Source organism: Chlorogloea sp. CCALA 695, assembly GCF_003003885.1.
Taxonomy (GTDB): Bacteria; Cyanobacteriota; Cyanobacteriia; order Cyanobacteriales; family Chroococcidiopsidaceae; genus Aliterella.
The window spans coordinates 1-24079 of sequence record NZ_PVWN01000045.1 but is presented as its reverse complement, the minus strand read 5'-3'; the positions used below and the strand labels follow the sequence as shown (position 1 = coordinate 24079).

The 24079-nt window shown below is 41.1% G+C and carries 15 protein-coding genes; 10 read left to right on the top strand and 5 right to left on the bottom strand.

The features are described from left to right. The first annotated feature begins 72 nt into the window (after nucleotides 1-72). From C7B70_RS18510 to C7B70_RS18485, 6 genes are all read left to right on the top strand, one after another. Nucleotides 73-3603, top strand: coding sequence for a methyl-accepting chemotaxis protein (locus C7B70_RS18510; RefSeq protein ID WP_106370485.1), 3531 nt, complete (start codon nucleotides 73-75; stop codon nucleotides 3601-3603). A gap of 77 nt (nucleotides 3604-3680) precedes the next feature. Further along, a complete protein-coding gene (locus C7B70_RS18505; protein WP_106370484.1) occupies nucleotides 3681-7274 on the top strand; it encodes a hybrid sensor histidine kinase/response regulator in 3594 nt (1197 codons plus the stop codon). A gap of 29 nt (nucleotides 7275-7303) precedes the next feature. Beyond that, nucleotides 7304-7804, top strand: coding sequence for a chemotaxis protein CheW (locus tag C7B70_RS18500; protein ID WP_106370483.1), 501 nt, complete (start codon nucleotides 7304-7306; stop codon nucleotides 7802-7804). A 265-nt stretch (nucleotides 7805-8069) separates the two neighbouring features. Next, a complete protein-coding gene (locus C7B70_RS18495) occupies nucleotides 8070-8876 on the top strand; it encodes a hypothetical protein (RefSeq protein ID WP_106370482.1) in 807 nt (268 codons plus the stop codon). Between the two features lie 30 nt (nucleotides 8877-8906). After that, nucleotides 8907-10952 (top strand): ATP-binding protein, encoded by a 2046-nt coding sequence (locus C7B70_RS18490; RefSeq protein ID WP_106370481.1) that lies wholly within the window; start codon nucleotides 8907-8909, stop codon nucleotides 10950-10952. A 29-nt stretch (nucleotides 10953-10981) separates the two neighbouring features. Then, complete coding sequence (locus C7B70_RS18485) at nucleotides 10982-13576, top strand: DNA translocase FtsK (protein ID WP_106370480.1); 2595 nt, start codon at nucleotides 10982-10984, stop codon at nucleotides 13574-13576. Nucleotides 13577-13620: 44 nt separating this feature from the next. On the opposite strand, the gene C7B70_RS18480 is transcribed toward C7B70_RS18485, so the two are convergent. Beyond that, nucleotides 13621-13992, bottom strand: a complete 372-nt coding sequence (locus C7B70_RS18480) for a hypothetical protein (protein ID WP_106370479.1) — start codon at nucleotides 13990-13992, stop codon at nucleotides 13621-13623. A gap of 137 nt (nucleotides 13993-14129) precedes the next feature. Continuing rightward, nucleotides 14130-15347: a phosphate/phosphite/phosphonate ABC transporter substrate-binding protein gene (locus C7B70_RS18475; RefSeq protein ID WP_106370478.1), complete on the bottom strand. Its 1218-nt coding sequence runs from the start codon at nucleotides 15345-15347 to the stop codon at nucleotides 14130-14132. Nucleotides 15348-15491: 144 nt separating this feature from the next. On the opposite strand from C7B70_RS18475, the gene C7B70_RS18470 reads away from it, so the two are divergent. The 3 genes from C7B70_RS18470 to C7B70_RS18460 all read left to right on the top strand — a co-directional run bounded on the left by C7B70_RS18470 (nucleotide 15492) and on the right by C7B70_RS18460 (nucleotide 18438). Next, nucleotides 15492-16916 carry a carotenoid oxygenase family protein gene (locus tag C7B70_RS18470; RefSeq protein WP_106370477.1) on the top strand — a complete coding sequence of 475 codons (1425 nt, stop codon included), beginning with the start codon at nucleotides 15492-15494 and terminating at the stop codon, nucleotides 16914-16916. Nucleotides 16917-17021: 105 nt separating this feature from the next. Next, nucleotides 17022-17591 (top strand): protoporphyrinogen oxidase HemJ, encoded by a 570-nt coding sequence (gene hemJ, locus C7B70_RS18465; protein WP_106370476.1) that lies wholly within the window; start codon nucleotides 17022-17024, stop codon nucleotides 17589-17591. 61 nt (nucleotides 17592-17652) lie between these two features. After that, nucleotides 17653-18438: an Rpn family recombination-promoting nuclease/putative transposase gene (locus C7B70_RS18460; protein WP_106370497.1), complete on the top strand. Its 786-nt coding sequence runs from the start codon at nucleotides 17653-17655 to the stop codon at nucleotides 18436-18438. 75 nt (nucleotides 18439-18513) lie between these two features. Here the strand turns inward: C7B70_RS18460 and C7B70_RS18455 are convergent, their stop codons facing one another. Further along, the gene (locus C7B70_RS18455) at nucleotides 18514-20283 is read right to left on the bottom strand and encodes an N-acetylmuramoyl-L-alanine amidase (RefSeq protein ID WP_106370475.1); all 1770 of its coding nucleotides are present in this window, start codon (nucleotides 20281-20283) and stop codon (nucleotides 18514-18516) included. 110 nt (nucleotides 20284-20393) lie between these two features. Here C7B70_RS18455 and C7B70_RS18450 point away from each other — a divergent pair, with 110 nt between their 5' ends. Next, nucleotides 20394-22031 (top strand): CTP synthase, encoded by a 1638-nt coding sequence (locus tag C7B70_RS18450; protein ID WP_106370473.1) that lies wholly within the window; start codon nucleotides 20394-20396, stop codon nucleotides 22029-22031. Nucleotides 22032-22085: 54 nt separating this feature from the next. On the opposite strand, the gene C7B70_RS18445 is transcribed toward C7B70_RS18450, so the two are convergent. Then, nucleotides 22086-22973 carry an ROK family protein gene (locus tag C7B70_RS18445; protein ID WP_199192353.1) on the bottom strand — a complete coding sequence of 296 codons (888 nt, stop codon included), beginning with the start codon at nucleotides 22971-22973 and terminating at the stop codon, nucleotides 22086-22088. 30 nt (nucleotides 22974-23003) lie between these two features. Beyond that, complete coding sequence (locus tag C7B70_RS18440) at nucleotides 23004-23900, bottom strand: ABC transporter permease (RefSeq protein ID WP_106370469.1); 897 nt, start codon at nucleotides 23898-23900, stop codon at nucleotides 23004-23006. Between the last annotated feature and the right edge of the window lie 179 nt (nucleotides 23901-24079).

Sequence of the window (24079 nt, the reverse complement as noted above, 5' to 3'; positions counted from 1 at the left end):
AAACGGGGAGGTAGAAAGATTCTCCTCCTCTAACTATTTTCCATTCATACATAAAAAATTAGAGTCACCACCATGTTAGAGCAGCGTCTTAAAAAACCTATCAATAACACCAACACTACCAACGGCAACCAAGCATCAATAAAAAGTGCCGAAGCATTAAGCGCCAAGTTGCCGTTACTGCCACAAGTCAAGTCTTCTACTTCTGTGTGGGAGCGGTTAATTCAACCCTGGAACAACTTAAACTTTCAAACCAAGCTGGCTTTGCTTTTAATAGTTAGCACTGCGGTGCCAGTAATTGCAGTCACTCAAGGACTTACTTCTATCAACCAAAAGCGTGAACTTGGGCAGTTAAAAGAAAGTTTACAAAAAGATGGACGAGCCTTTGCTGGAGAGTACGTTCTTTGGACGCAAGTTGAAAGTCAATCCCAAGCCCAAAATCTCGCTAATCTGATTCAGGCTACCAAGATTGATTTAAGTAATCCTCAGCAGGTATTGACTAACCAAAAATTGCTGAAAAACTCCTTACTCTTTGAAAATGGCGAAGATCCAGAGTCCTACAAAAGCTTTCAAATTTTTACCGATGCTCAAGGTAAAACTGTTGCTCAAGATATCAAAGTTCTAGAGGATATTTCTAATAACGCCCCACTACCTGTAAAAACAGGAGTTTTAACTCCGCAAAAATATCGCTCAGTGTCTTTGCCAACAGGAATTAATCTGGCAAATATTCCCATTGTGAAAAATGCTCTGCAAACGGGTCGCCCCTTGGATGGCATAGAGTTAATTAAAAAAGAACCTCTCCAACTTTTAGGATTAGATAAACAAGCAAATATTGGTTTGCGATCGCAACCTACCGCCAATCTTCCTATCGCCAAGCAACCATCTCCTCAAGGAACTTATGATATTGATGGTGGCAATACAGGCTTAGTTAGCATGGCGGTTTATCCCGTCAAAATTAATAATAAGTTAGTAGGAACGGTTATTATTGGCTCGATGCTTAACCGCAACTACGGTTTAGTTGATAAATTTTCCCAAAACTACAACGTGCCTACAGCTACAGTGTTTGCTCAAGACTGGCGCGTAACTACAGACGTTCCTTACAGCGATGGTAAAACTAGAGCTATTGGAACGCGGGTTTCTAGAGAAGTAGCAGATAAGGTGCTTAATCAAGGGCAAGATTTTAGCGGACAGGCTAATATTATTGGTGAAAATTACCTGACGTTTTATACTCCAATATACGACCACCAAAAAGCACTCAATCCAAGCACAGCAAAGCCTGTAGGCATAGTCTACATTGGAAATTCTTTAGCTGAGGTAGAGGCTTTAGCCAGAAATCAGCAACTAACGGCTTACAGTATTGGCGCAGGGTTGTTGCTATTGATTAGTTTAATTTCGATTCCCGTAGCTGGTTCTTTCTCGCGATCGCTCAAGCGTCTAGCTGGTTTTGCTCAAAAGGTAGGAGATGGAGAGCAAGGATTACGATTAGAAACAACGGAGCGCTCTGATGAAATTGGTGTTCTTACTCAAGAATTAAATCAGATGGCGGCTAGTATTGACACTAGCTTAGATAGCCGTCGCCTTGAGGCAGAACGAGCCAGATTTTTTACAGAAATTGCCACCTCTCGTAATGCTGATGAAAAAGCTATCTTTAATCAAGCTCTTACAGGTGCTAGAGAAATTCTGAACGCCGATCGCGTAGTTATCTATCGGTTCAACCCTGACTGGAGTGGATACATCTTGAGTGAATCAGTTTTACCTGGTTTTCCTCGCGCTCTCAATAACAAAATTGAAGATGCTTGTATCAGTCAAGAGCTAATTGCAGCTTATAAACAAGGTCGTGTTGTCCCCACTGACAACGTATATGAAGCGGGTTTTCATCCCAAACATTTGCAACTGATGGACAAGTTGCAAATCAAAGCCAATTTAGTTACACCGATTGTTAGAGGAGAAGAATTATTTGGCTTACTGATTGCTCATCATTGTCAAACTACCCACCAATGGCAGCCGCTAGAAATTGACTTTTTAACCCAAATGTCCGCCCAGTTAGGACTAATTTTAGATCGCGTCAACTCCTTAGAGCAAACGCAAGCCGCCGCGCAGCGCGCAGGTTTAGCCAGAGATATTACAGTCAAATTATCTCAAGCTACCCAAGCGGACAATATCTTTAATACAGCAGTAACAGAAATTCGTAATGCTATAAAGAGCGATCGCGTTGTCATCTATAGTTTTAATGAAAAATGGCAAGGGATGGTGACAGCCGAATCGGTGAGCGATAGCTTCCCCAAAATTCTAGGGACGAAAATTAATGACCCCAGTTTTGCTGACCAATATGCAGAACGTTACAAAGCTGGCAGCGTCCAAGCTACCAATAACATCTATAATGCTGGGCTAACCGAAAGTTACCTCAAGCAACTTTCCACCTTTGCGGTACAAGCCAACTTAGTTGCACCAATTTTACAAAATGGTCAATTGCTTGGCTTACTAATTGCTCATCAATGCTCCGCACCCCGCGACTGGCAACAAGGAGATATTGACTTGTTCTCTCAGCTAGCAACCCAAATCGGTTTTGCCCTCGACCGTGCTAACTTGCTTGAACAGCAAAAAATCGGTAAAGAATACTTGCAAAAACGAGCCTTAGAACTACTTATTGAAGTAGACCCTGTAAGTAGAGGAGATTTAACAATCCGTGCCAACGTGACTGAAGACGAAATCGGTACGGTAGCTGACTCTTACAACTCCACTATTAGTAGCTTGCGGAAAATTGTTACCCAGGTACAACAAGCCGCTATTCAAGTAGCTGCTACTACTACCAATAACCAAGGTTCTGTACAAGGATTATCAACGGAAGCTGTGCGCCAAGCCGAAGAAATTGCCTCTGCACTAGAGCAAATTGCCAAGATGTCTACCTCAATTCGCGCGGTAGCTGCTAACGCTTCTCAAGCAGAAGCCGCCGTACAAAAAGCAACTGATACGGTAAAAGCTGGAGACTTAGCAATGAACCGTACTGTAGAAGGTATCTCCGCAATTCGAGAAACCGTAGCCGAAACCTCGAAAAAAGTAAAACGCTTGGGTGAATCTTCGCAAAAGATTTCTCAAGTAGTCAACTTGATTGGTAGATTTGCCGCCCAAACCAACTTACTAGCGCTCAAAGCTTCCATTGAAGCAGCTAGAGCCGGAGAAGAAGGACGAGGCTTTGCGGTACTAGCAGATGAAGTTCGAGCCTTAGCTCGGCAATCAGCCGACGCAACGGGAGACATTGAAGCGTTAGTAAAAGACATTCAAACTGAGACTATCGCTGTAGAAGCGGCGATGGCAACAGGTACAGAGCAGGTAGTTACAGGTACGCGCTTAGTAGACGAGACTCGCCAAAGCTTGAACAAAATTACCGCCGTTAGTAGTGAGATTAGTCAATTAGTAGCCGCGATCGCCTCGGCTGCTCTCCTCCAGTCTGAAGCATCAGACTCGGTGACGCACACAATGACTGACGTAGCAGAAATCGCTGACAAAACTTCAGTAGAAGTTAATTCGGTATCAGATTCGTTTAACGACCTCTTAATCGTTGCTCAAGAATTGAGTACGAGTGTGGGTCAGTTTAAAGTCAGTTAAAAGAGTAGGGCAATTGCTGTAATGCCGCGAGCGCCCTACTTCCTTGCTCAATATATCTATAAAATCTGGTATTTAATATGGCAATCGATGCTGATATCCGCGACCACGCCTATCAATTTTTTATTCAAGAAGCGCCAGAGCTATTACAGTTAATCGAATCAGAGTTACTAACTGTAAAGAGCGATCGCAGTATTTCGAAAGTTCACAACATGATGCGGGCGGCTCACTCCCTTAAAGGCGGAGCCGCTAGTGTGGGGCTAGATACAATCAAAACGTTGGCTCACAGCCTTGAAGATATTTTTAAAGCTCTCCATCACGAAGAACTAGAAATTGACGACAAAGTAGAAGGCTTGTTGCTCCAAGCTTACGATTGTCTGCGTGTACCTTTAATCGAGCAATTAGAAACGGGCTATTTCGATCCAGAGCAGGCAATGACCAACGCCGAGCCAGTATTTGCCCAAATTGAAGCGCAATTTGGCGATTTTATTGGGGCTGAAGGAGAATTACCTAGCTCGATTGATTTGGGGGTAGACATTGCTTTATCTATTTTTGAAGTAGATGTCGCTCAAGGATTAGATCGTTTGGCTGAAGTATTAGCCAATCCTCAAGGAGAGGAAGTAGCTGGAGAATTAAGAGCGCAAGCAGAGGTATTTTCGGGGCTTGCCGAATTACTATGTATGCCAGGATTTGGCGAAATTGCCAATGCTGCCATAGTCGCCTTAAACGCTCACCCCGACTTAGCATTAAAAATAACCCAAGTCGCCTTTACCGATTTTCAAGCCGCGCGAACCGGGGTAATCAATGGCGATCGCACTAGAGGAGGCGAGGCTTCGGCTCAACTAAGAGCTTGGGCAAGTGGTGACATAATTTCCACGCAGCCTACCAAGTTACAGCAATCAACTACTTTCCAAGAGTTTTCGCCGATAGATTTATTCTCCGAATCAGCAGCAAGTGCCGACACGCATTTCTTCGTTGATGCTGAAGATAACAGCATGATGTTAGATGATATGTTTGGCGATTTGTCAACGATGGCAGAAGTTGCACCAATAGACAATATTGAAGTTAGTACCCCACCGCTAACTTTTGCTGAAGATAACAGCATGATATTAGATGATATGTTTGGCGATTTGTCAACGATGGCAGAAGTTACCCCAACAGTCAATATTGAAGTTACTACCCCACCGCTAATTGCCCCTGACCTTGTAGCACCACTCGATTATGCTGATGCCGATCCGGGTGTAATGAGCATTGATGATATGTTTGGGGGCTGGTCTGGCTTAGATATAACAGAAAATGCGATCGCTACTGATTTACCTTTAGAGATTGAAGCCGAGTTACCAGCTACTTTTGCTGTTGATGAAAATGCCGCTTCGGTAGATGATATCTTTGGCGACTTAAGTACAAGCTTATTTACTCCACCTCCAACGGTAGAAGTTAAAGCCCAAATTGCACCAGCGCTAGATTCTCAGCAATTTGTTGCATCCATCGGACAGGTATTTGGTAACTTGCCGTTGATGGCAGAGGGAGACTTACCGAAGCAAGAACAACCCGCCGCTATAGTACCCGCAAAAGTTAGTTTTCCTGCAACCAAACCAGCCGAACCAATCAACCAGGCTAAATCTGGCTCGCCTCAAAAAATCGAACCAAAAGCAATTCCCACAGCAAAGGCTCCGCAGCAGCAGCTTTCGGTGAGAGTTGACTTAGAACGCTTAGAGCGGATGAACAACACCGTCGGCGAACTGGCGATCAGCCGTAATAGTTTATCGCTGCAAAACGAACAACTGCAAGCTACTGTCCAAGAGCTACTGCGTCGATTTAGTCAGTTTCAGAGCATGGGCAACCAGTTACGCAATCTCTCCGACCGAATGCTAGTTTCTCCAGAGCGTCATAGTTCTAATACTCCTAAAGCTAACAACGATCCGACTATTTCCTCAATAAGTGGAGCCTCTTTTCGTCCGGTAGATTTTGACTCATTGGAGATGGACAGCTACGGAGAATTGCACTCTTTGCTGCAAAAAACTTTTGAAGAAACTGTGCAGCTAGAAGAAACTGTTGGGGACGTAGTGCTACTAGCAGGACAATCTAGCCAAAGCGTAGACAAGCAACGGCAAATGCTTTCGCACTTAAGAGATGACTTAATGTGGGCGAGAATGTTACCCATTGGCGAAGTGCTTAACCGCTTCCCCCGGATGTTGCGCGATTTGTCTACAAGTTATGATAAGCCTGCGGAACTAAAAATTAACGGGGCAGGAGTATTAGTTGATAAAGCGGCTTTAGAAAAGCTCTATGACCCGTTGCTGCACTTAATTCGTAACTCCTTTGATCATGGCATCGAACGCCCAGAAGTACGCCGCGAACAAGGTAAACTAGAACGCGGACAAATTGAAATTAAGGCTTATCACCAAGGTAGCCAAACCATTGTTGAAGTTAGAGACGATGGGCGGGGGATAAATTTAGAACGCATCCGTAGTCGGGCGGTAGAAATGGGTTTATTGGCAGAAGAAAAAGCTGATACTGCTTCTACGTCTGCTTTATTAGAATTAATGTTTGAGCCAGGGTTTTCGACAGCAAGCCAAGTTAGCGAACTTTCGGGACGCGGTGTGGGGCTAGATGTCGTCCGCAGTCAACTAAGAAGTCTTAAAGGTAGTGTCAGCGTTATTTCCGAATCAGGAGAAGGAACTTGCTTTACTTTACGCATTCCTTTGACCTTGACTTTGGCGAAATTATTAGTTTGTTTTGTGGGCAATAGTGCCTTTGCGTTGCCATCAGACAGCATTAAAGAAATTTTGATTCCGCAACCGGAGCAAGTCAAGTTTTCTGGAGGCAAGAGATTTTTACATTGGCAAGGTCACATTGCTCCAGCCTATCACCTCTCGGATTTACTCAACTATGCGTGTCCGATATCAGATTCTTTGCCCAGCCAAGCTTTGGTAGCGGTTCCGTCTCCCGACGACTGGGCTGCTCCCATGCTATTGCTAGAACAAGATGGTCAAATTTTGGCGTTAGAAATTGATCGCTTAGTTACCGAGCAGGAATTGGTCATTAAACCGATGGGAGAGGCGATCGCTTCTCCAAGTTATATTTATGGCTGTACCATTGTCGGGGATGGCAGTTTAATTCCCGTTATCGATGGGGCGGCGCTGTTAGAATCCTTTGTAGGCAATGGCAAACATAAATCTATAACTATTAGTAATGCTCTATTGCCGATGGCAAATGGAGATGGAGTAGTAAGTACGCCAGCTTTGCCCCCCCAAAGAATCATGGCAGAAACAGTTTTAGTAGTAGATGACTCAATTACCCTCCGGCAAACTTTGGCTTTAACTTTTGAAAAAGCTGGTTATCGAGTGTTGCAAGCACGAGATGGGCGCGAGGCAATTGAACAACTGCAAAAAAATTCGGCGACGATAAACTTAGTAGTCTGCGATGTAGAAATGCCCAACATGAACGGCTTTGAATTTTTGAGCCAACGCCGTCAAGATCCGGTACTTTCTAAGCCTCCAGTCGTTATGCTCACTTCTCGCAGCAGTGACAAGCACCGAATGTTGGCAAAGCAATTAGGAGCTAAAGAATACTTTACCAAACCATACATTGAGCAAGAGTTTTTGACAGCGATTTCAAACATTATCAAGCAGTCAGTGCCTTTAGGAGTGCCTGCTTTGAGCGGAAGATAATTACTCATTTAAGGGGAGGCAACTAATTTATGAAAAATACTCTAGTCAAGTCCAATGCTGCTAGTGTTCAGCAAGGTTCTAGAAGCGATCGCATTGCATCGGTAAAAATGATTGTTTTTACTGTAGGTACTTTTAATCTGGCTTTGCCGATTGAGATTGTCTACAAGGTTTTGAACCAGATTCCTGTCTATGGTAGTGGTTTAAATGGGGTAGGGATAGCTCACGTAGGCGACCTTGAAGTTACAGTTATAGATTTACATCGGCAATTATTTCAATCCAGCATTATCAACGAAACAGCAAAAAAAGGTTATTTGCTAATTCTTCATAGCAAAAGTACCGATTTGTACGGCATCCCGGTGGCATCGGTTCCGGTGTTGATGGATTTGCCTCTAGCGAGTATTCGAGTGCTGCCAGAGTCTTACCGTAGCGGCGACATTCTCCAAATGGCTACTCATGTCTGTTATTTGCCTGAAGAAGAACCGCCTTTAACAATCTTTTTGGTCAATCCTGAGCAAATGTTGCAATCTTAAAGGAATAGAAAGCTATTATTTTTATGGCGCGAAGTCTGTTACCGGGCTTCGCTCTTTTTTAGGTTTTGTCCTTTGATGCGCGCCATATCTATATATTTGCCGCAATTTCATAGTTGCCTAACTGTAAGTGCTTCAATAGCTTTTATCAATATTTTAATTTTTTATTTCCTAGCTAAACCCCTTAAAACAAGGGAAAATATTTTCTAGTTACCCTTTCTAATTAAAAAAACAAGCGATCGCTCAAATATTATTTAAGGGGCTAATTATGGACATTCTCGAGCTAAAATTTGTTTTAAAACTGCTGATTGCGCCTAATTACCGGGAATCTTTGGCAAAAATAAAGCTTAATGCTGCAACCAAAGCCCCAGAGCGAGATAAGATTTGTCGTCAACTTGTAGAGCGTGGATTAGTTGCTGTTTCCTACGAAATTAGTAAGTTTAAAATTGCTCCGGCGGGTATAGCTTTACTTAAAATAGAGTCAGCACAATTGCCCATAACATCCCAGGAAGTGAAGATTCTCAAATCATGCCAAAAAGAAGCGGTTTCGCCTAGTAAAGCTGGTATTCCGGCATCGGAAGCCCAAAAGCTAGTTCAAGCTTTGTTAGAAAAAGGACTGATTCAAGTAAATAAAAGTGACAAAAAAATTAAGGAAGTTTGGTTAACAGAGCAAGGGAAAGAATATCTACAAAGAGAATACGAGCCTAGCGGTAAAGGTAATATAACCCTAAGTAAAAATTTGCTGGCTATCTACTTAAAGTTTTTACGCCAACCTTTATCAACGGCGGTGGATTTTCCCCACCAACTAAGCGATGAGGATATTTTGCAGGCTATTCAAGACTTAGACAAAGAATTTGGTACAGATAATTATTTACCAATATTTTATTTGCGGCAAAAGTTACAACCGCCTTTATCTGGGGAAGACTTAGAACACGCGCTCTATCGACTAGAAGGAAACGCCAAAATAGAATTAAGTGCCTTAGTAGAAGCAAGTCGTTACTCCCTAGAGCAAGTTAATGCTGGGATTAAACAGCGTTCGGGTAGTCCCCTATTTTTTATCAAGGTTACAGGCTAAATGTCAATACCTAAGTAAAGTATCTTAATCATGACATCTATTGATGACCTAATATTACAAAGCACTAACCCCTTTGACAACTATCGTTCGGAAAATTTTTGGCGCGCTCAAGTAGGTACTGAGCCTGTAGTTGAGTCTATTCATACCGAAGTAATTGCTGCGGTGACAGAAACCCTCAATAAAGTTGCTCAAGATCGTCATACTCGCACGTTATTGTTGCAAGGCGATCCGGGTTCAGGTAAAACTTACTTATTAGGAAGATTAAAGAAAACTCTTAACGACAAAGCTTTTTTTGCTTATATTAGTCCTTTTCCCCAAAGTACGCGCATTTGGTGGCATATCTTACGTTATACCGTAGATAGTTTGGTGCAAGTGCCAGCAGGAAAAAAAGACTCTCAATTGATGCAGTGGCTAAAAAGTTTGTCTGTGTTTACAAAACGCACTTTAACTCAGAGATTGATTCAAGATAACTTCTGGGAAGGATTGACAAGCGATCGCCAAAAGTTTATCAAACATCTAAAAAAGAATTATAAAAATTCAGCTATTTACAATCCCGATAGTTTTTTTGGCGTATTACACGATTTAATTAATCCTAAAAAACACGATTTAGCTTGCGAATGGCTGCGCGGCGAAGATTTAAGCGATGAATCTTTAAAGGAATTAGGTGTAAAAAGTTCTATTGACACTGAAGAAGCTACTTGTGAGACTCTAGCTAATTTTGGCAGAATTGCTACTGAAACCCAACCAATTGTTTTATGTTTTGATCAAATAGAAAGTATTGCTCGTTTACCTAATAATTCTCCTGATTTGCAAACCTTATTTAGTGTTGCTACTAAAATTCATGGCGAGTATAAAAACTTTTTGTTAATTATCAGTATTAATATAGATACCTGGCAAAATAATAAAAACCATATAGATCAGTCTCATAAAGATAGGATCGATTTAGAAACTTATTTAAAGCCGATTAGTTTAATAGAAGCTGAATCAATTTTAGCAACTCGTTTATACTCTTTACATCGTCAAGCAAACCCGCAACCAAAATCTAATACTTATCCTTTAGATCGGCAATGTTTATTAGAGCAATTCCCGCGTGGGAGAACTAATCCTAGAGAAATTTTAATTTTTGGTAGAGATACAATTTTATTATATAAAAGATGGTTAGCTGAAGGAAGTAAAGGTACTTTTAAACCTCTTAAAATAGACAAAATCGATGAAGGCGATCGCTCAGAATTGGTCGCAAATTTTAAGATTCAATGGATTGAGGAGTTGACTAAGGCGCAACAGCAAATTACTAAACTTCAGCAGCAGTCATCGCCAGAATTAATCCAAATGCTGCAAGAAGCCTTGATTACTTTGGGAATGGAAAATGTAAAAATTCCTCTGCTTTTGAGAACAACAAAGTTTGCCAACTACTCTCTTAGTTACAAAGTACCCAACAAAACTGAATGTTTGGGCGTTGTATGGACAGAAGACAAAAATATGACTACTTTTTTTCATATTATGGAAGCTTGTAGAAAAATTATTGAAGGAAAACTATGTCGAAATTTGTATTTAATTCGTGATTCAAACTTAGGTAATCAAAATACAAAGGGCTATAAGCTTTATGTGCAATTATTCGATAATACTTATCATCGCCAAGTTCATCCCAAGATTGTATCTATTCAATATTTAGTTGCTTATTACGAATTAGTTAAAGGTGCAAAAGAAGGTGATTTAGCTTTGGCTAATGGCAAAGTTATTAATTTAAAAGAATTGAGACAAATTGCCTACGAATCTGAGGTTTTACAGGGTTGTTATCTACTGCAAAAGCTTAAGGTTGTTCCCGATTTGGGTGATGAAGTTATTGAAGATATGCAAGTCGTCAAAGATTTTTTATTGAATTTAGTCCTCAATCAACAGCTATTAGGAAAAGAAACATTAATTGGTAATACTATTAGCTATTTTCCATTGGTAAATAAAGCCCAAATTAATCAATTAATTGAACAACTATGCGAAGCGGGTAAAATTGGTATTTTGGGTTCGCCTAAAAAACCTCAAGAGCAATTAGTTTGTTTATTAGTAGCAAAAGCTAGTTAAGATCGAAAGACAGAGAGTTTTTATTGACAATGCTTTATTTAACAAAACCAGACGAAATTACTTTAATAATTGATAAACTTGCTTTTAGTAAAATACTTTGGTTAGACACAGAAACGGCAGATTGGCAAACTAATAAACCAAAAATATCTTTAATTCAAGCTTCCGATGATGTTACAGATATAATCGGAGCTAAAGGCTATGTTTTAGATGTGTTAGAAAAGCCAGAATTAGTAGCATATTTTATCAATAAAATTATGGCTAATTCTACAATTGAAAAGGTTTTTCATAATGCCAGCTACGATTTAAGATTTTTAGGGAAAGAGCAAGCAAAAAATGTTACTTGTACGCTTCAATTAGCAAGAAAAGTAAAGCGCAGTTTTAAAGAAGTTTCTCAACTACCTAAATTGAAACTTAAAACTTTAGCTGAGGAACTTTGCGGATTTTCTAATGTAGATAAAACCGAACAATCAAGTAATTGGAGACAACGCCCACTGACAAAAGCACAGTTAGAATATGCTAATTTAGACAGCGTTTATTTAGCTCAAATACATCGCCGCTTGCTCGAAATAAGTAATCCAGTTAAATTAGATATGAAAAAAGTTACTAATCCCCACTCTTTTAGCGTTACCAAAGTTAGAGTAGCTTTTGAATGTCCACGCTTGTTTTATTTAGGAGATCGTTGGGGCGGAAATATGATGTTTTTGCCTAGGGGAAATCCATCAAAAATTGGCACGCAATTTCACCAATTAGCAGATAATTTTGCTTTTATTGCCAAACAAGAAACTAGGTTTAGTTTACTATTTAAGCCAGAAGTAGAACAATTAGATGTAAGTGCGATCGCGCAACAAATGCAACAGCTATTTTATGAGCTATCATTTTTTCCCCATCTTAAAGCAACGTTACAAACAAATCCCGGAAAAGCAACCGCTCTTTATCAACTTTGGGAAGCATTAAAAGGACTTATTCACCACTGGGCAAAACTACTAGTTCAAAACCGATACTATTGCAGCTATACAGACGTAATTAGTAAAACTTTAATTGCGATTAAACCTGCGGTTAAATATTCTTTTCAATTAGCCGATGGTAAGCAACAATTAGTACAAGGGCGTTTTGACAGTGTAGTTTATGATTTTCCAAATCATCGCCTGTGTGTGGTGGAATACAAAACTTATCCAGCTATAGATAAATCAGCCCAACTAGCACAAGTTGCTCTTTACAGCTATATGTTGAAAGAAAAGCTGGGAGTAACTATAGATTCCGCCGTTTATAGCGTTTTACCTAATTGGGAAGAATTAACCTTTACTTGGGATGAATTAGAAAAAACTATTCATCAGCTAATTCCCCAAAAACTCCAACAAATGCGTCAATGGCGCGCTTGGGATGCACCGCAACCAAATCCACCACCGCCAACAACACAGCCCGATTTATTATGCAATATTTGCCCACAAAAAACTAAGTGTCAAAGCTTTTTTGAGCCAGATAGCAAGGTAAAAACTGTTATTTATCCAATTATAGATTCACAACCTACCAGCCAAAAACAAGTAGTTGTTTCTAAAAGTATAGAAAATCCCCAACCTAGCAGCCAAAAACAAGTAGATGAAGCCGATGCGATCGCTACTCAATTAGTAGAAACTCTAAATTCCTTTAAGCTTGGTGTCGATTATCTAGGTTCTATAGTAGGTTCAGCGTTTATCCGCGTCAAGCTCAAACCCCATCTTGGCGTAAAGTTTACATCCATTTTGAATACTAGAGAAGACTTAAAGGTACATTTAGGCTTAGTTGATACTCCCTTAATTGCCACGCAAGCAGGTTATATCAGCGTAGATTTGCCGCGTACAAGCCGCCAAATTGCTGTTTTTGAAGATTACATTACCCCCGCAGCTTTACCCGCCGCCGCGCCTGTAAAAATCGCCATTGGCGTAGATTTGGAAGGGAAGTTAGTAGAAGCAGATTTAGCCGATCCAAACACCTGTCATTTTTTGGTTGGGGGTACAACGGGAAGCGGAAAAAGCGAATTTTTGCGAAGTCTGTTACTTAGCTTGCTAGTGCGTCATACTCCCGATAACTTAAAAATTGCCCTTGTCGATCCTAAAAGAGTAACCTTTCCCGAATTTGAAAAAATGCCTTGGTTGTACTCCCCTATTGTCAAAGATTGCGATCGCGCGAAGTCACTTATGGAACAATTAGTAGGAGAGATGGACAAGCGATATCAACGGTTTGAGGCGACGGGGTGTGCAGACTTAAGCACTTACAATCAAAAATCATCTCAAATCTTACCGCGCATTGTCTGCATATTTGACGAATACGCCGACTTTATGACCGAAAAAGACAGTCGTACTGCTTTAGAACAAAATATCAAACGATTGGGGGCAATGGCAAGGGCGGCAGGGATTCATTTAATTATTGCTACTCAACGCCCGGAGGCTAAAGTTGTTACGCCAATTATCCGCTCAAATTTGCCGGGGAGAGTAGCTTTAAAAACTGCCAGTGAGGCTGATTCAGCTATTATTTTAGGCGGAAAGCAAACCACCGCCGCCTATTTGTTAGGTAAAGGAGATTTGCTTTATGGCGCTTCTTTGCAACGGTTGCAGAGTTTGCTGGCTACAAAGATTAATTTAGGATAACTTGGAAATAGTAGCAACTATCGAAACTAAAAGCATCGCCTTAATCAATTTGCTGCGATTATCGAACAATTAACTGTTTGAATCCCATTAGTAGAAATACTTACATTTACTGTACCTTTAGCAAGGCAATTAGTAACTTTATTTCCATTTCTAAGTTGCAAGTCCTTCCCCAGGGTACAACTTTCAAATTGTCCTTTTTCATCAAAAGAGATAGAGTTTTTCTGTTGACACGCAAAATAATTATTGCCCAATCCAATATTGGCATCAAAACTTAAAACACAACTAGCCAAAGAGTTATTTGAATGGTTATTCGCTGTGTTAGTTTCGCAAGAAACGGCGGCAAGAGCTGATTGAGGTATGGTAGTAATAGAAATTAAACTTAAAGCTGGTATAGCTACTTTTAGTAGTTTCGACATATTCTGACCAAGTAAATTAATTTATTACTTGTCTATTTTCGGCTTTAACTACGTCTAACCGCCTTCGCAATCCTACGCTAGTCAACATAAAATTTTGGCTATCACACTTTAGCAGGATAAAACCTTATTATCAAGTCTTAATCTAAGCTAAAATCACTTAGTAAAGCTAATTGATCGGGTTCTATAACTACTACTTGCCAACTTCCATCACCTAGTCTTTTTGGCACTACATTTTTTAGTTGTACGGTTTGATCTATTGCATCTATAGGATTAAGGGGAATTTGATTGAGAGTTTGTCTCAACACCATTATTCTATAAACTTCCTTGGCTGGCGTTACTACTTTAAGCTCTATACTTTCTGAATTTAATACTGTATATTCTGTAACTTGTCCTTGAATAATATTTTGTTGCTGATTTTGTTCTTTACAAAACACATTTACGGTTTTTTCCAAGCTAAGAGAACTTAACTTAAACTCAGGACAACTTAATATTGACTCGGTTCTAATTATGATTTTTCTTAGCTCATCATAATCAGGGATTTCTCCGGCTCCATAATTAGCTTTAGTACGGATTGCTGCTGGTGCATTTAACAGGATATTATTAATCTTTCCTCTATCCTCCTGAGATAATTTAGGAGATAAATAAACTCCCGCACCCGGAATAGCTTTACTAATATGAATTATTCTTAGTTGAGAATCATCTTTAATTAAATCGTACCGACTAGAGGCAATATCAACTTGTCCTGATTTAACTAATTCTCTAGCTTTTGTAGGACTATAACCTGTCCCTATACGCAATGATTTGCCGTACAAAGTATAAATTGGTAAATGAAATGTAGGGGCAGATTCGGGGCTTCCTAAAGCAATAGTAGTCGTGGAATTGATATCAGCAATAGATTGAATATTACTATCGGCGCGAACATACAAAGCCCCTCGATAATAAGGATTATCAGGGTACATTGTAGCTATACCAGAGTAATTATTATCTTCGGCTACAATCGAAAAAATTGGCGATCGCGTAAAAGCAATATCCCACTCTTTACTAGCAATACGCTGAGAATTTTGCCTGTAAGGTGTATTTCGATCAATTTCAACTTTAAGATTAAGTTTCTTTTGCAAATAAGCGGCTAAAGTATCATAATCTTCCGTCTTTGGTGGGCTGGCTATCCCAATAACTAATGGCTTTACCAACAAATTTTTGTAACAATTATTCCAAACTCTTTTCTCACTTTTGTTAGAGCAAGGCTTATTTAATTGCCAGACTTTAAATATACCGCCACTAATAGCTAACGCGATCGCTAAACTAATTGCAGACAAAATTAATACTTTATTTTGACTTTTAGAAAGTAGTTGCATTTTTTAGCAGGGCAAAATACTGTTTAGTCGGTAATTTACTAAGTTTTAACTGCGTTTACCTACTTATTGTATAAACTCAACTCAACTTTGCCGTCTCCATCAACTTCGCACTAGAGTAGTATTTTAGGCAATTATAAAACAGTAATGCACGTAGCAAACAAATTATCAAGCAACTGGGCAAAAGCTATTTCTAAACCCGCAACAGAATTTGCTGCAACAAAGTTACCGATTATTTCCGGTAGTATCCCCCACAGTTTGGGGGGCCAATTGTACCGCAATGGGCCAGCAAGGCTAGAGCGTGGCGGTATTCGGGTGGGACATTGGTTTGATGGTGATGGCGCAGTTTTAGGGGTAGATTTTGGCAATGAGGGCGCAATCGGAACTTATCGTTACGTGCAAACGGCGGGCTATGAGGAAGAAGAAGCGGCGGGGAAATTGCTTTATGGCAACTATGGCATGACGGCTCCCGGTGCAGTTTGGAATCAATGGCGTAAACCAATGAAAAATGTGGCTAATACGTCGGTTTTGGCGTTGCCTGACAAACTTTTGGCATTGTGGGAAGGTGGAAAACCTCACGCAATGGATTTGCAGACTTTGGCAACGAAGGGAATGGATAGTTTAGATGGGCTTGAGGACAACTTACCTTATTCAGCCCATCCAAAGCGCGATTTTAAGACAGGAGAAATATTTAATTTTGGTGTAAGTCCTGGCAAAAACTCGATTTTAAATATTTATAAGAGTGATCGCACAGGTAAAATTATCAAAAAATCCGCAACAAAGCTTGATGGCGTACCTCTAATTCATGATTTTGTTTTAGCGGGGCAGTATCTGGTGTTTTTTGTGCCACCAGTGCGCGTAAACCCATTACCAATATTATTAGGATTGAGCAGCTATAGCGAGGCTTTGCAATGGCAGCCAAAAATAGGCACGCAATGGCTAGTTTTTGACCGTGACAGCCTAGAGTTAGTTAATCGCGGCGAAACAGACCCCTGGTATCAATGGCACTTTAGCAATGGCTACGTGGATGATAGCGGGGCGATCATTGCGGGAATGGTACGTTACGAAGATTTTGTAACAAATCAATATCTTAAAGAAGTTGCGACGGGGGAAACTCACAGCGCTGCTAAAAGTACGTTATGGCAAGTCAATCTAAATCCTGATACAGGAGTAGTAGCCAACGAACAAATTTTAGATCATCATTGCGAATTTCCGGTAGTACCACCCCAGCAAGTAGGAAAACAGGAAAGTTCTACCTACTTATCGTTACAGCGTCAGGGAACCTGCCCAAGCATTGAAATATTTGGGGCGATCGCGCGTTTTGATTCTAAAACTGATACGCTTACCATTGCTGATATGGGAGAAAATCGTTATCCCAGTGAGCCAATATTTGCGCCAAATCCTGAAAACCCTGATACTGGCTGGATAGTAACCGTTGTTTACGATGGAAATACAAATACAAGTGAAGTTTGGGTATTAGATAGTGAAGGATTGGATCGAGAACCTATTTGCAAATTAAGCTTACCGAGTGTTATTCCGCCAGGTTTTCACGGTACATGGCAGTCTGCGTAAAGTTTAATGAGGATTTCACCAATTAATGTCGCGTCAAGGCACTGTACTCGGTAAAAATATATTTGCGTCTCAACGCTCTGTAATACCGTTAAATTAAAATATTTTATGGCTTACTACTGGTTTAAAGCATTTCATATTGTCGGTTTCGTCGTTTGGTTTGCTGGATTATTTTACTTAGTGCGGCTTTTTATCTATCACGTTGAAGCTAATGCCGAACCCGAACCTGCAAAAACAATTCTCAAAAATCAATATCAATTGATGGAACAACGGCTATACAGCATCATTACCACCCCAGGAATGCTAGTTACAATTGCGATGGCGATTGGACTTGTAACAACCGAACCTGACGTTCTCAAACAAGGTTGGCTGCATATCAAATTAGCGTTTGTGGTGCTTTTGCTTGGTTATCATCACTACTGCAAACGGCTAATGAAGCAACTAGAAAAAAATGAATGTACTTGGAGCGGTCAACAGTTGCGGGCATTTAACGAAGCGCCTACTATATTGCTAGTTGCGATCGTAATGTTGGCTATCTTTAAAGACAACTTACCAACCGATTTAACGGCTTGGGTAATTTTTGCGATGATTATCGCTATGGCAGTAACGATTCAACTTTACGCCAAAAAGCGCCGCTTAGATAAAGAAAGAGTATTGGCAGAAATACCTCAAGAATAAGCAATAATCGATTACTAGCCAAGAGTTTAAGCTTTTGGCTAGATTGTTACGAGTGTTAATAGTGAAAACTGACACAATTTTCTATCAATTATTCCAAACATTCCCCGCCGCATTTTTTCAACTTATCGAACAGCCTGCTTTAGCAAATAGTGGTTATGAATTTACATCCACAGAAATTAAGCAACTAGCTTTTCGGCTGGATGGGTTATTTTTGCCTAGGGAAGACTCTGTAGACGAGCCGATTTACTTTGCAGAAGTACAGTTTCAAACCGATAAAAGAATTTATCATCGCTTGTTTGGAGAAATTTTTTTGTATATTTCAAGGTGCGATCGCCCTAATGACTGGCGCGCAGTAGTAGTATTTAAGCAAAGAAGCTTAGATCCTGGCAACCTCCCGCAATTTATTGAGTTGCTGACTAGCCAAAGAGTGAGGCGAATTTATTTAGATGAATTAGGTGAAGTTTCAGAGCAATCAATCGGGGTTGGTATAGTTAAATTAGTAGTGGAAACGAAGAAAAAAGCCGTTAATTTAGCTAAAGAGCTATTTAATCGAGCCAACCAAGAAATTGTTGATGAAGCCCTAAGAAAGGGAGTTGTAGCATTAATTGAGAGAATAATACTGTACAAGTTACCAGAACTTACACCCAAGGAATTAGAAGCTATGTTTGGACTAGATGAATTAAAGAAAACTCGGTATTTTCAAGAAGTTGCCCAAGAAGCTAGACAAGAGGCTAAACAAGAAGCTATCCCCAACTTGTTAAAGCTTGGCTTGAGCGTAGAACAAATAGCGGGGGCGTTAAACTTGCCTGTAGAGCAAGTTAGGCAAATAGCAAGCGTGATCGCCTAATTGATGTTGAACTAGCTTCTCAGAATTGAAAGGCACTTTAGCATGAAGTTCAGCAATGCTGCAAAGCCATGATGGTTATTGACCACTATTAACCCATTCGGCTACACCATCAGAAATTGCTCTTGCTAATTTTTGTTGTTCTTGCGCGTTAGTAATCCATTCAAACTCTGTAGGATTAATCATAAAACCTAGTTCTAGCAATACCGAGGGCGCAGTAGTGGGGCGGGTTAGAGCTAAGTTATTCCAATAAACGCCATAGGAAGGACGAGCCAGCTTTTTGACTAAATAATTGTGCAGAAATAAAGATAGGCTATGGGCTTGGGCGTTGTACCAAAAAGCCGCTATTCCTTTTGTGTTGATAGCATCGCCGCCATCAGGTAAAGCGTTGTAGTGGATAGAAAGAGCGAGGTTTGGTTCAAGTTTATCGATCGCTGTTACGCGATCGCCTAATCCTACCTCTCTATCATCTTCTCTGGTCATATAAACTGTTGCCCCCTTTGCTACTAACTGTTCTCTCACCAATTTAGATATCAGTAAATTAATGTCTTTTTCGGGATAACCTGTAGGACCTCTTGAGCCTAATTCTTTGCCCCCATGACCAGGATCGAGCAAAATTTTAATTCCTTTAAGTGGGGCATTTTGTCCCCTTTTGGGCGGATGGCGCAAAGTTAAAACTAAGCTCGTACCGTCGTATCTAAGCTTATATCCCCACTGTTGGGCAGCTTTGAGGTTAAACGTATATTGCACCTGCTTAGGAGCCACCTGTTGCCAATCTAGGCGAGAAATTAGCGGGTCATCATCTAGGCGGATAATGTCAGTTTCGGCGGTGGTGTTGTAGAGCGTCAAAGTAAAAGACTTTTCGCCTTGCTGGACGCTTACAGGTACAGGTACTTGCAAAGGAAATACTACTTCTGTTGCTCCCTCGACCTGACGAGCGCGGACGCTGCGAATAATTGAATTAGGCGGCGTTATACTTTTTAAAATGCGTGTTTCTTTACTATTAATCCAACCACCATAATCTAAGCGCAACCATTCCCCTTCTTTAGCCGTAATTGTCGCCTGCGTACCCTTGGGTAATGGAGTAAGCCGAGAACTATCGGTACTCGCACCCGTTCGCGCTACGCCAGAAACGGCGGTTACTTCGGCAACTTCTAGTTGTAAAGGGGAAAGAATGGTTATTTTACCTGTACCTAGTTGTTTAGTTGTTTTGCCATCAATAGTTAGCGCAAACTCGGGTAATCCTAAACTAGCTGGTTGCAAAGCCGTTGTACAACCTGTGTACTTACCTGCGACCGATGCTGTAATCGGTCGATTTTGTTGCGTCAGCGCCGCAGAATTAGGAGGCAACTGGACATTTTGGGACTGAGGAAGTAAAGCAATAGTTTGATTGGCTAGATTAACTTTAACTTTGGCATTTGGAGAAGAAACCGCACTAAAACAAATAATTTCTCCTGGAAGCCTTGCTATATCTACTGATGGCGTTAGAGAATCAGGAGCAAAGGCTAATCCCTTTGGCGGTGCTTGAATTGTAGATAAACGTTTGACTTTAATTTCTACTTGCTGATTTTGGTAGCGCAAAGTAAATAAATTATCTCCCACTTTTAAAGGGAAACTAGGGGCAAAATGTCCCGCCGGACTGCGTTGTATAGGTTTACCGTTTACTAATACTTGCCCTTTTGGTGCTGTACCAATCAAAAATATTTGGTTAGCTGTAGTTTGATGATCGGTGGGAGGATAAACTACTTTCAAAGTTTGTGCGATCGCTGGGGATGTAATTACTACTGTCCCTAATGCTACCGATCCTAAAATTTTTCTCACGCCAAAATAGTAATAGGTGTTTATCATATCGCCAATAGCGCGATTGCACTTCGCACTTCCCCTCAAAAGCTAACAGCGAGTATTGTGGCACAATTAACGGGGTGGATTTATATAATTGTTTTTACGGCTAAAATTATATGACTAAATTTGTGTTTGTTACTGGGGGCGTAGTCTCTAGTATTGGTAAAGGTATTGTAGCGGCAAGTTTGGGTAGATTATTAAAATCGCGGGATTATTCAGTTTCTATCCTCAAACTCGATCCTTATATTAATGTCGATCCTGGCACAATGAGTCCCTTTCAGCATGGGGAAGTATTTGTTACTGATGATGGCGCGGAGACAGACTTAGACTTGGGACATTACGAACGATTTACAGATACCCCCATGTCACGGCTTAATAGCGTCACTACAGGCTCTATTTATCAGGCTGTATTAAATAAAGAGCGACGCGGCGAATATATGGGGGGTACAGTCCAAGTAATTCCCCACATTACAACAGAAATTAAAGACCGCATCCAAAGAGTTGCCCACGATACCAATCCTGACGTTGTAATTACAGAAATTGGCGGGACGGTAGGCGATATTGAATCATTACCTTTTTTAGAAGCAATCCGTCAGTTTCGTAAAGATGTCGGGCGAAAAAACGTGTTGTATATGCACGTTACCTTAGTACCTTGGATTCCTTCAGCCGGAGAAATGAAAACTAAGCCAACCCAGCATTCTGTTAAAGAATTACGTTCTATTGGCATTCAACCAGATATTTTAGTTTGCAGATGCGATCGCCCGTTACCAATGGGGCTAAAGTTAAAAATGTCAGAGTTTTGCGATGTCCCTGTAGAGTGCGTAATTACATCTCAAGATGCCATCAGTATTTACGAAGTACCGTTAATGTTAGAACGGGAAGGACTCGCCGAGCAAGCAATAGATTTACTCCACCTCGAACGCCGCCAGCCAAATCTAACTCAGTGGCAAAATATAGTTGACCATCTTTATCGCCCAACTCACAAAATAGAAATCGGTATTGTTGGTAAATATGTGCAGTTAAACGACGCTTATTTATCTGTTACCGAAGCGTTGCGCCATGCAGCCTTAGCGACTAAGGGAGAATTAATCTTGCGCTGGATAAATTCTGAAGACTTAGAAACTGATGATGCAAAGAAGTATTTAGAAGGAATTGACGGGCTTGTAGTACCGGGAGGTTTTGGGATTCGGGGTGTAGATGGCAAAATTGCGGCGGTAAAATATGCGCGAGAATTGCAAATTCCATTTTTGGGTTTATGTCTGGGTATGCAATGCGCGGTTGTAGAGTGGGCGCGAAACCTTGCAGGACTTAAAGAGGCTAATAGTGCCGAATTTGACCCAACAGGCGCTCATCCGGTAATTAACCTATTGCCCGAACAGCAAGACGTAGTAGATTTGGGCGGTACAATGCGTTTAGGTTTGTATCCTTGTCGCATTGAACCCAATACTTTAGCTCATAAACTCTATGGAAAAGAAGTAATTTACGAACGCCATCGCCACCGCTATGAGTTTAACAATACTTACCGCAACTTGCTTTTAGAAGCAGGCTACGTGATTAGCGGTACTTCTCCTGATGGTCGATTGGTAGAAATTATTGAACTTCCTAGCCATCCATTTTTTGTTGCTACTCAATTTCACCCAGAGTTTAAATCAAGACCCAGTGCGCCCCATCCTTTATTTAGTGGTTTTATAGAGGCTGCAACGGCGCTTTTAGCGACATCAGTGCAAACTCATACCCCGGTTGAGGTGGGATAAAACGTTGGTAGAGACGTTGCAGTGCAACGTCTCTACATAAATAATGCAACGTCTCTACCGTAATAAAGACGTTGCTAATTTAGCCGCGCCTACCATTCCGGCTTGATTGCCTAATTGCGCCCTTAGTATCTGTAAACCCGCACGGGAACTAGGCAAAACTCGGCGTTCGATTTCTGCTTGCATTGAAGGTAAGAAAAATTCAAAACTAGCACATACACCACCACCAATTGCGATCGCTTCTGGTGTCAAAATATAAATTAAACTTGCCAGTCCTGTACCTAAATCTTTACCATACTCTTGCCAAAATGTCAAGGCTTTTGGGTCGCCAGAACTTGCCAAAGCGCCTAATTCCGAGGGTTCTAAACCTGTACGGCGGCGAATAGCTGGCGCTGAAGCATATTGCTCTAAAGAACCTTGATTGCCACTATTACACCTATGTCCATCAGGATTTAAAGTAATTAGTCCTAATTCTCCCGCCGCGCCGCGATGTCCGGTAAATAATTTACCATCAAGAATAATTGCCCCACCTACTCCCGTACCGAGGGTAATTAAAATTAAATTTTGAAACTGCTTACCTGCGCCTAGCCAATATTCCCCCAAACCCGCGCAGTTAGCATCGTTAGCTAAAAATGTTGGCAAGTTCAGTTTAGCTTCTAACAAGTCCGCTAAAGGGACATCGTGCCAGTTAGCTAGATTAATTGCCACTACTGCAATTCTTCCTGTAGCATCAACTGGGCCTGGAGTACCAATACCTACCGCTTTACTATATCCTTGAGGATCAATAAGCGGAATCGCGTTTACTATCGCTTCTACAACATCTGTAGGTGTCGCAGGTTGGGGCGTAGGTACGCTTAATGACTGCAAGCAATTACCATCGGTTGTAAATCGCCCTAATTTAATTGCCGTACCACCTAAATCAATCCCAATTACTTGAGATTCTATATCGAAATTATCCATATTGCGATCGCACATTCAAGGTACAAAATTATTATTTTCTTTCCGCAACCGGGGATTAATAAAGTCATTTAACCCCTCTCCTACCAAAGACAAACCGACAACCATTAAAGTCATCGCCAGTCCCGGAAACAGCGCCGTCCACCAAATGCCTGTAGGTAAAGCTTCTAGTGCTTGGCGCAAATCGTGACCCCATTCTGGTACTTGTTCAGGCAATCCTAATCCCAAAAAGCCCAAACCACCCAGAGTTAAAATTGCATCCGCCGCATTGAGAGTAAATAATACCGGGACACTAGCAATTACATTTAGAAATAAGTAGCGTGACAAAATCCGCCAAGTAGAAGCCCCCATTGATTGCGCCGCTTCAATAAAAAGCTCAGTTTTGACGCTGACAGTATGATTGCGGACAACTCGATAATATTGGGGTATGTAAGCAATACTAATAGCGATCGCTGCATTTAATATACCTCTACCCACAACAAAAGCCAAAGTCACTGATAACAGTAACCCTGGCAACGTATAGATAGTATCCATCAAAAATATTAATATGCGATCGAGCCTGCCGCCAATATAACCGCTTACGAGTCCCAAGGGAACGCCAATTACAACACTTAGCACCGTCGCCAAAATCACTACTTGCAACGCGGCTTGAGTACCGAACAAAGTCCGGGAAAACACATCGTAACCTTGCTGGCTAGTCCCGAAAAAGTGACTGATTGATGGCGGTTCGTGAATCGGATTACTTAACGACTCCGAGGGGTTTTGCAACCATCCCCAACCCTGAAACACCGAACCAAACAGAGCTATGATTAAAAAAAATAGGCTCATAATTAAGCCTACAAGCATTAATCGTTGGGAAATACTCGGACGCGCCGCAGAGGAGAAAATCTTAGGTAGCTTTGGTTTAGTGATCATAAATTAAAGCCTTAGAATTTGCGGCTGGTGCGTGAGGCAAATAATACAGGATTTGGTCAGCGAATTCAATCCAGGTAATCTATAAGAAAAACCGAATATGGGGGGTCTGCCCCCCAAACCCTACGGCAACAAAGCGGGAAGCAGAGCTACACCGCTTTTTGCCTCCCCATCAGGGGACG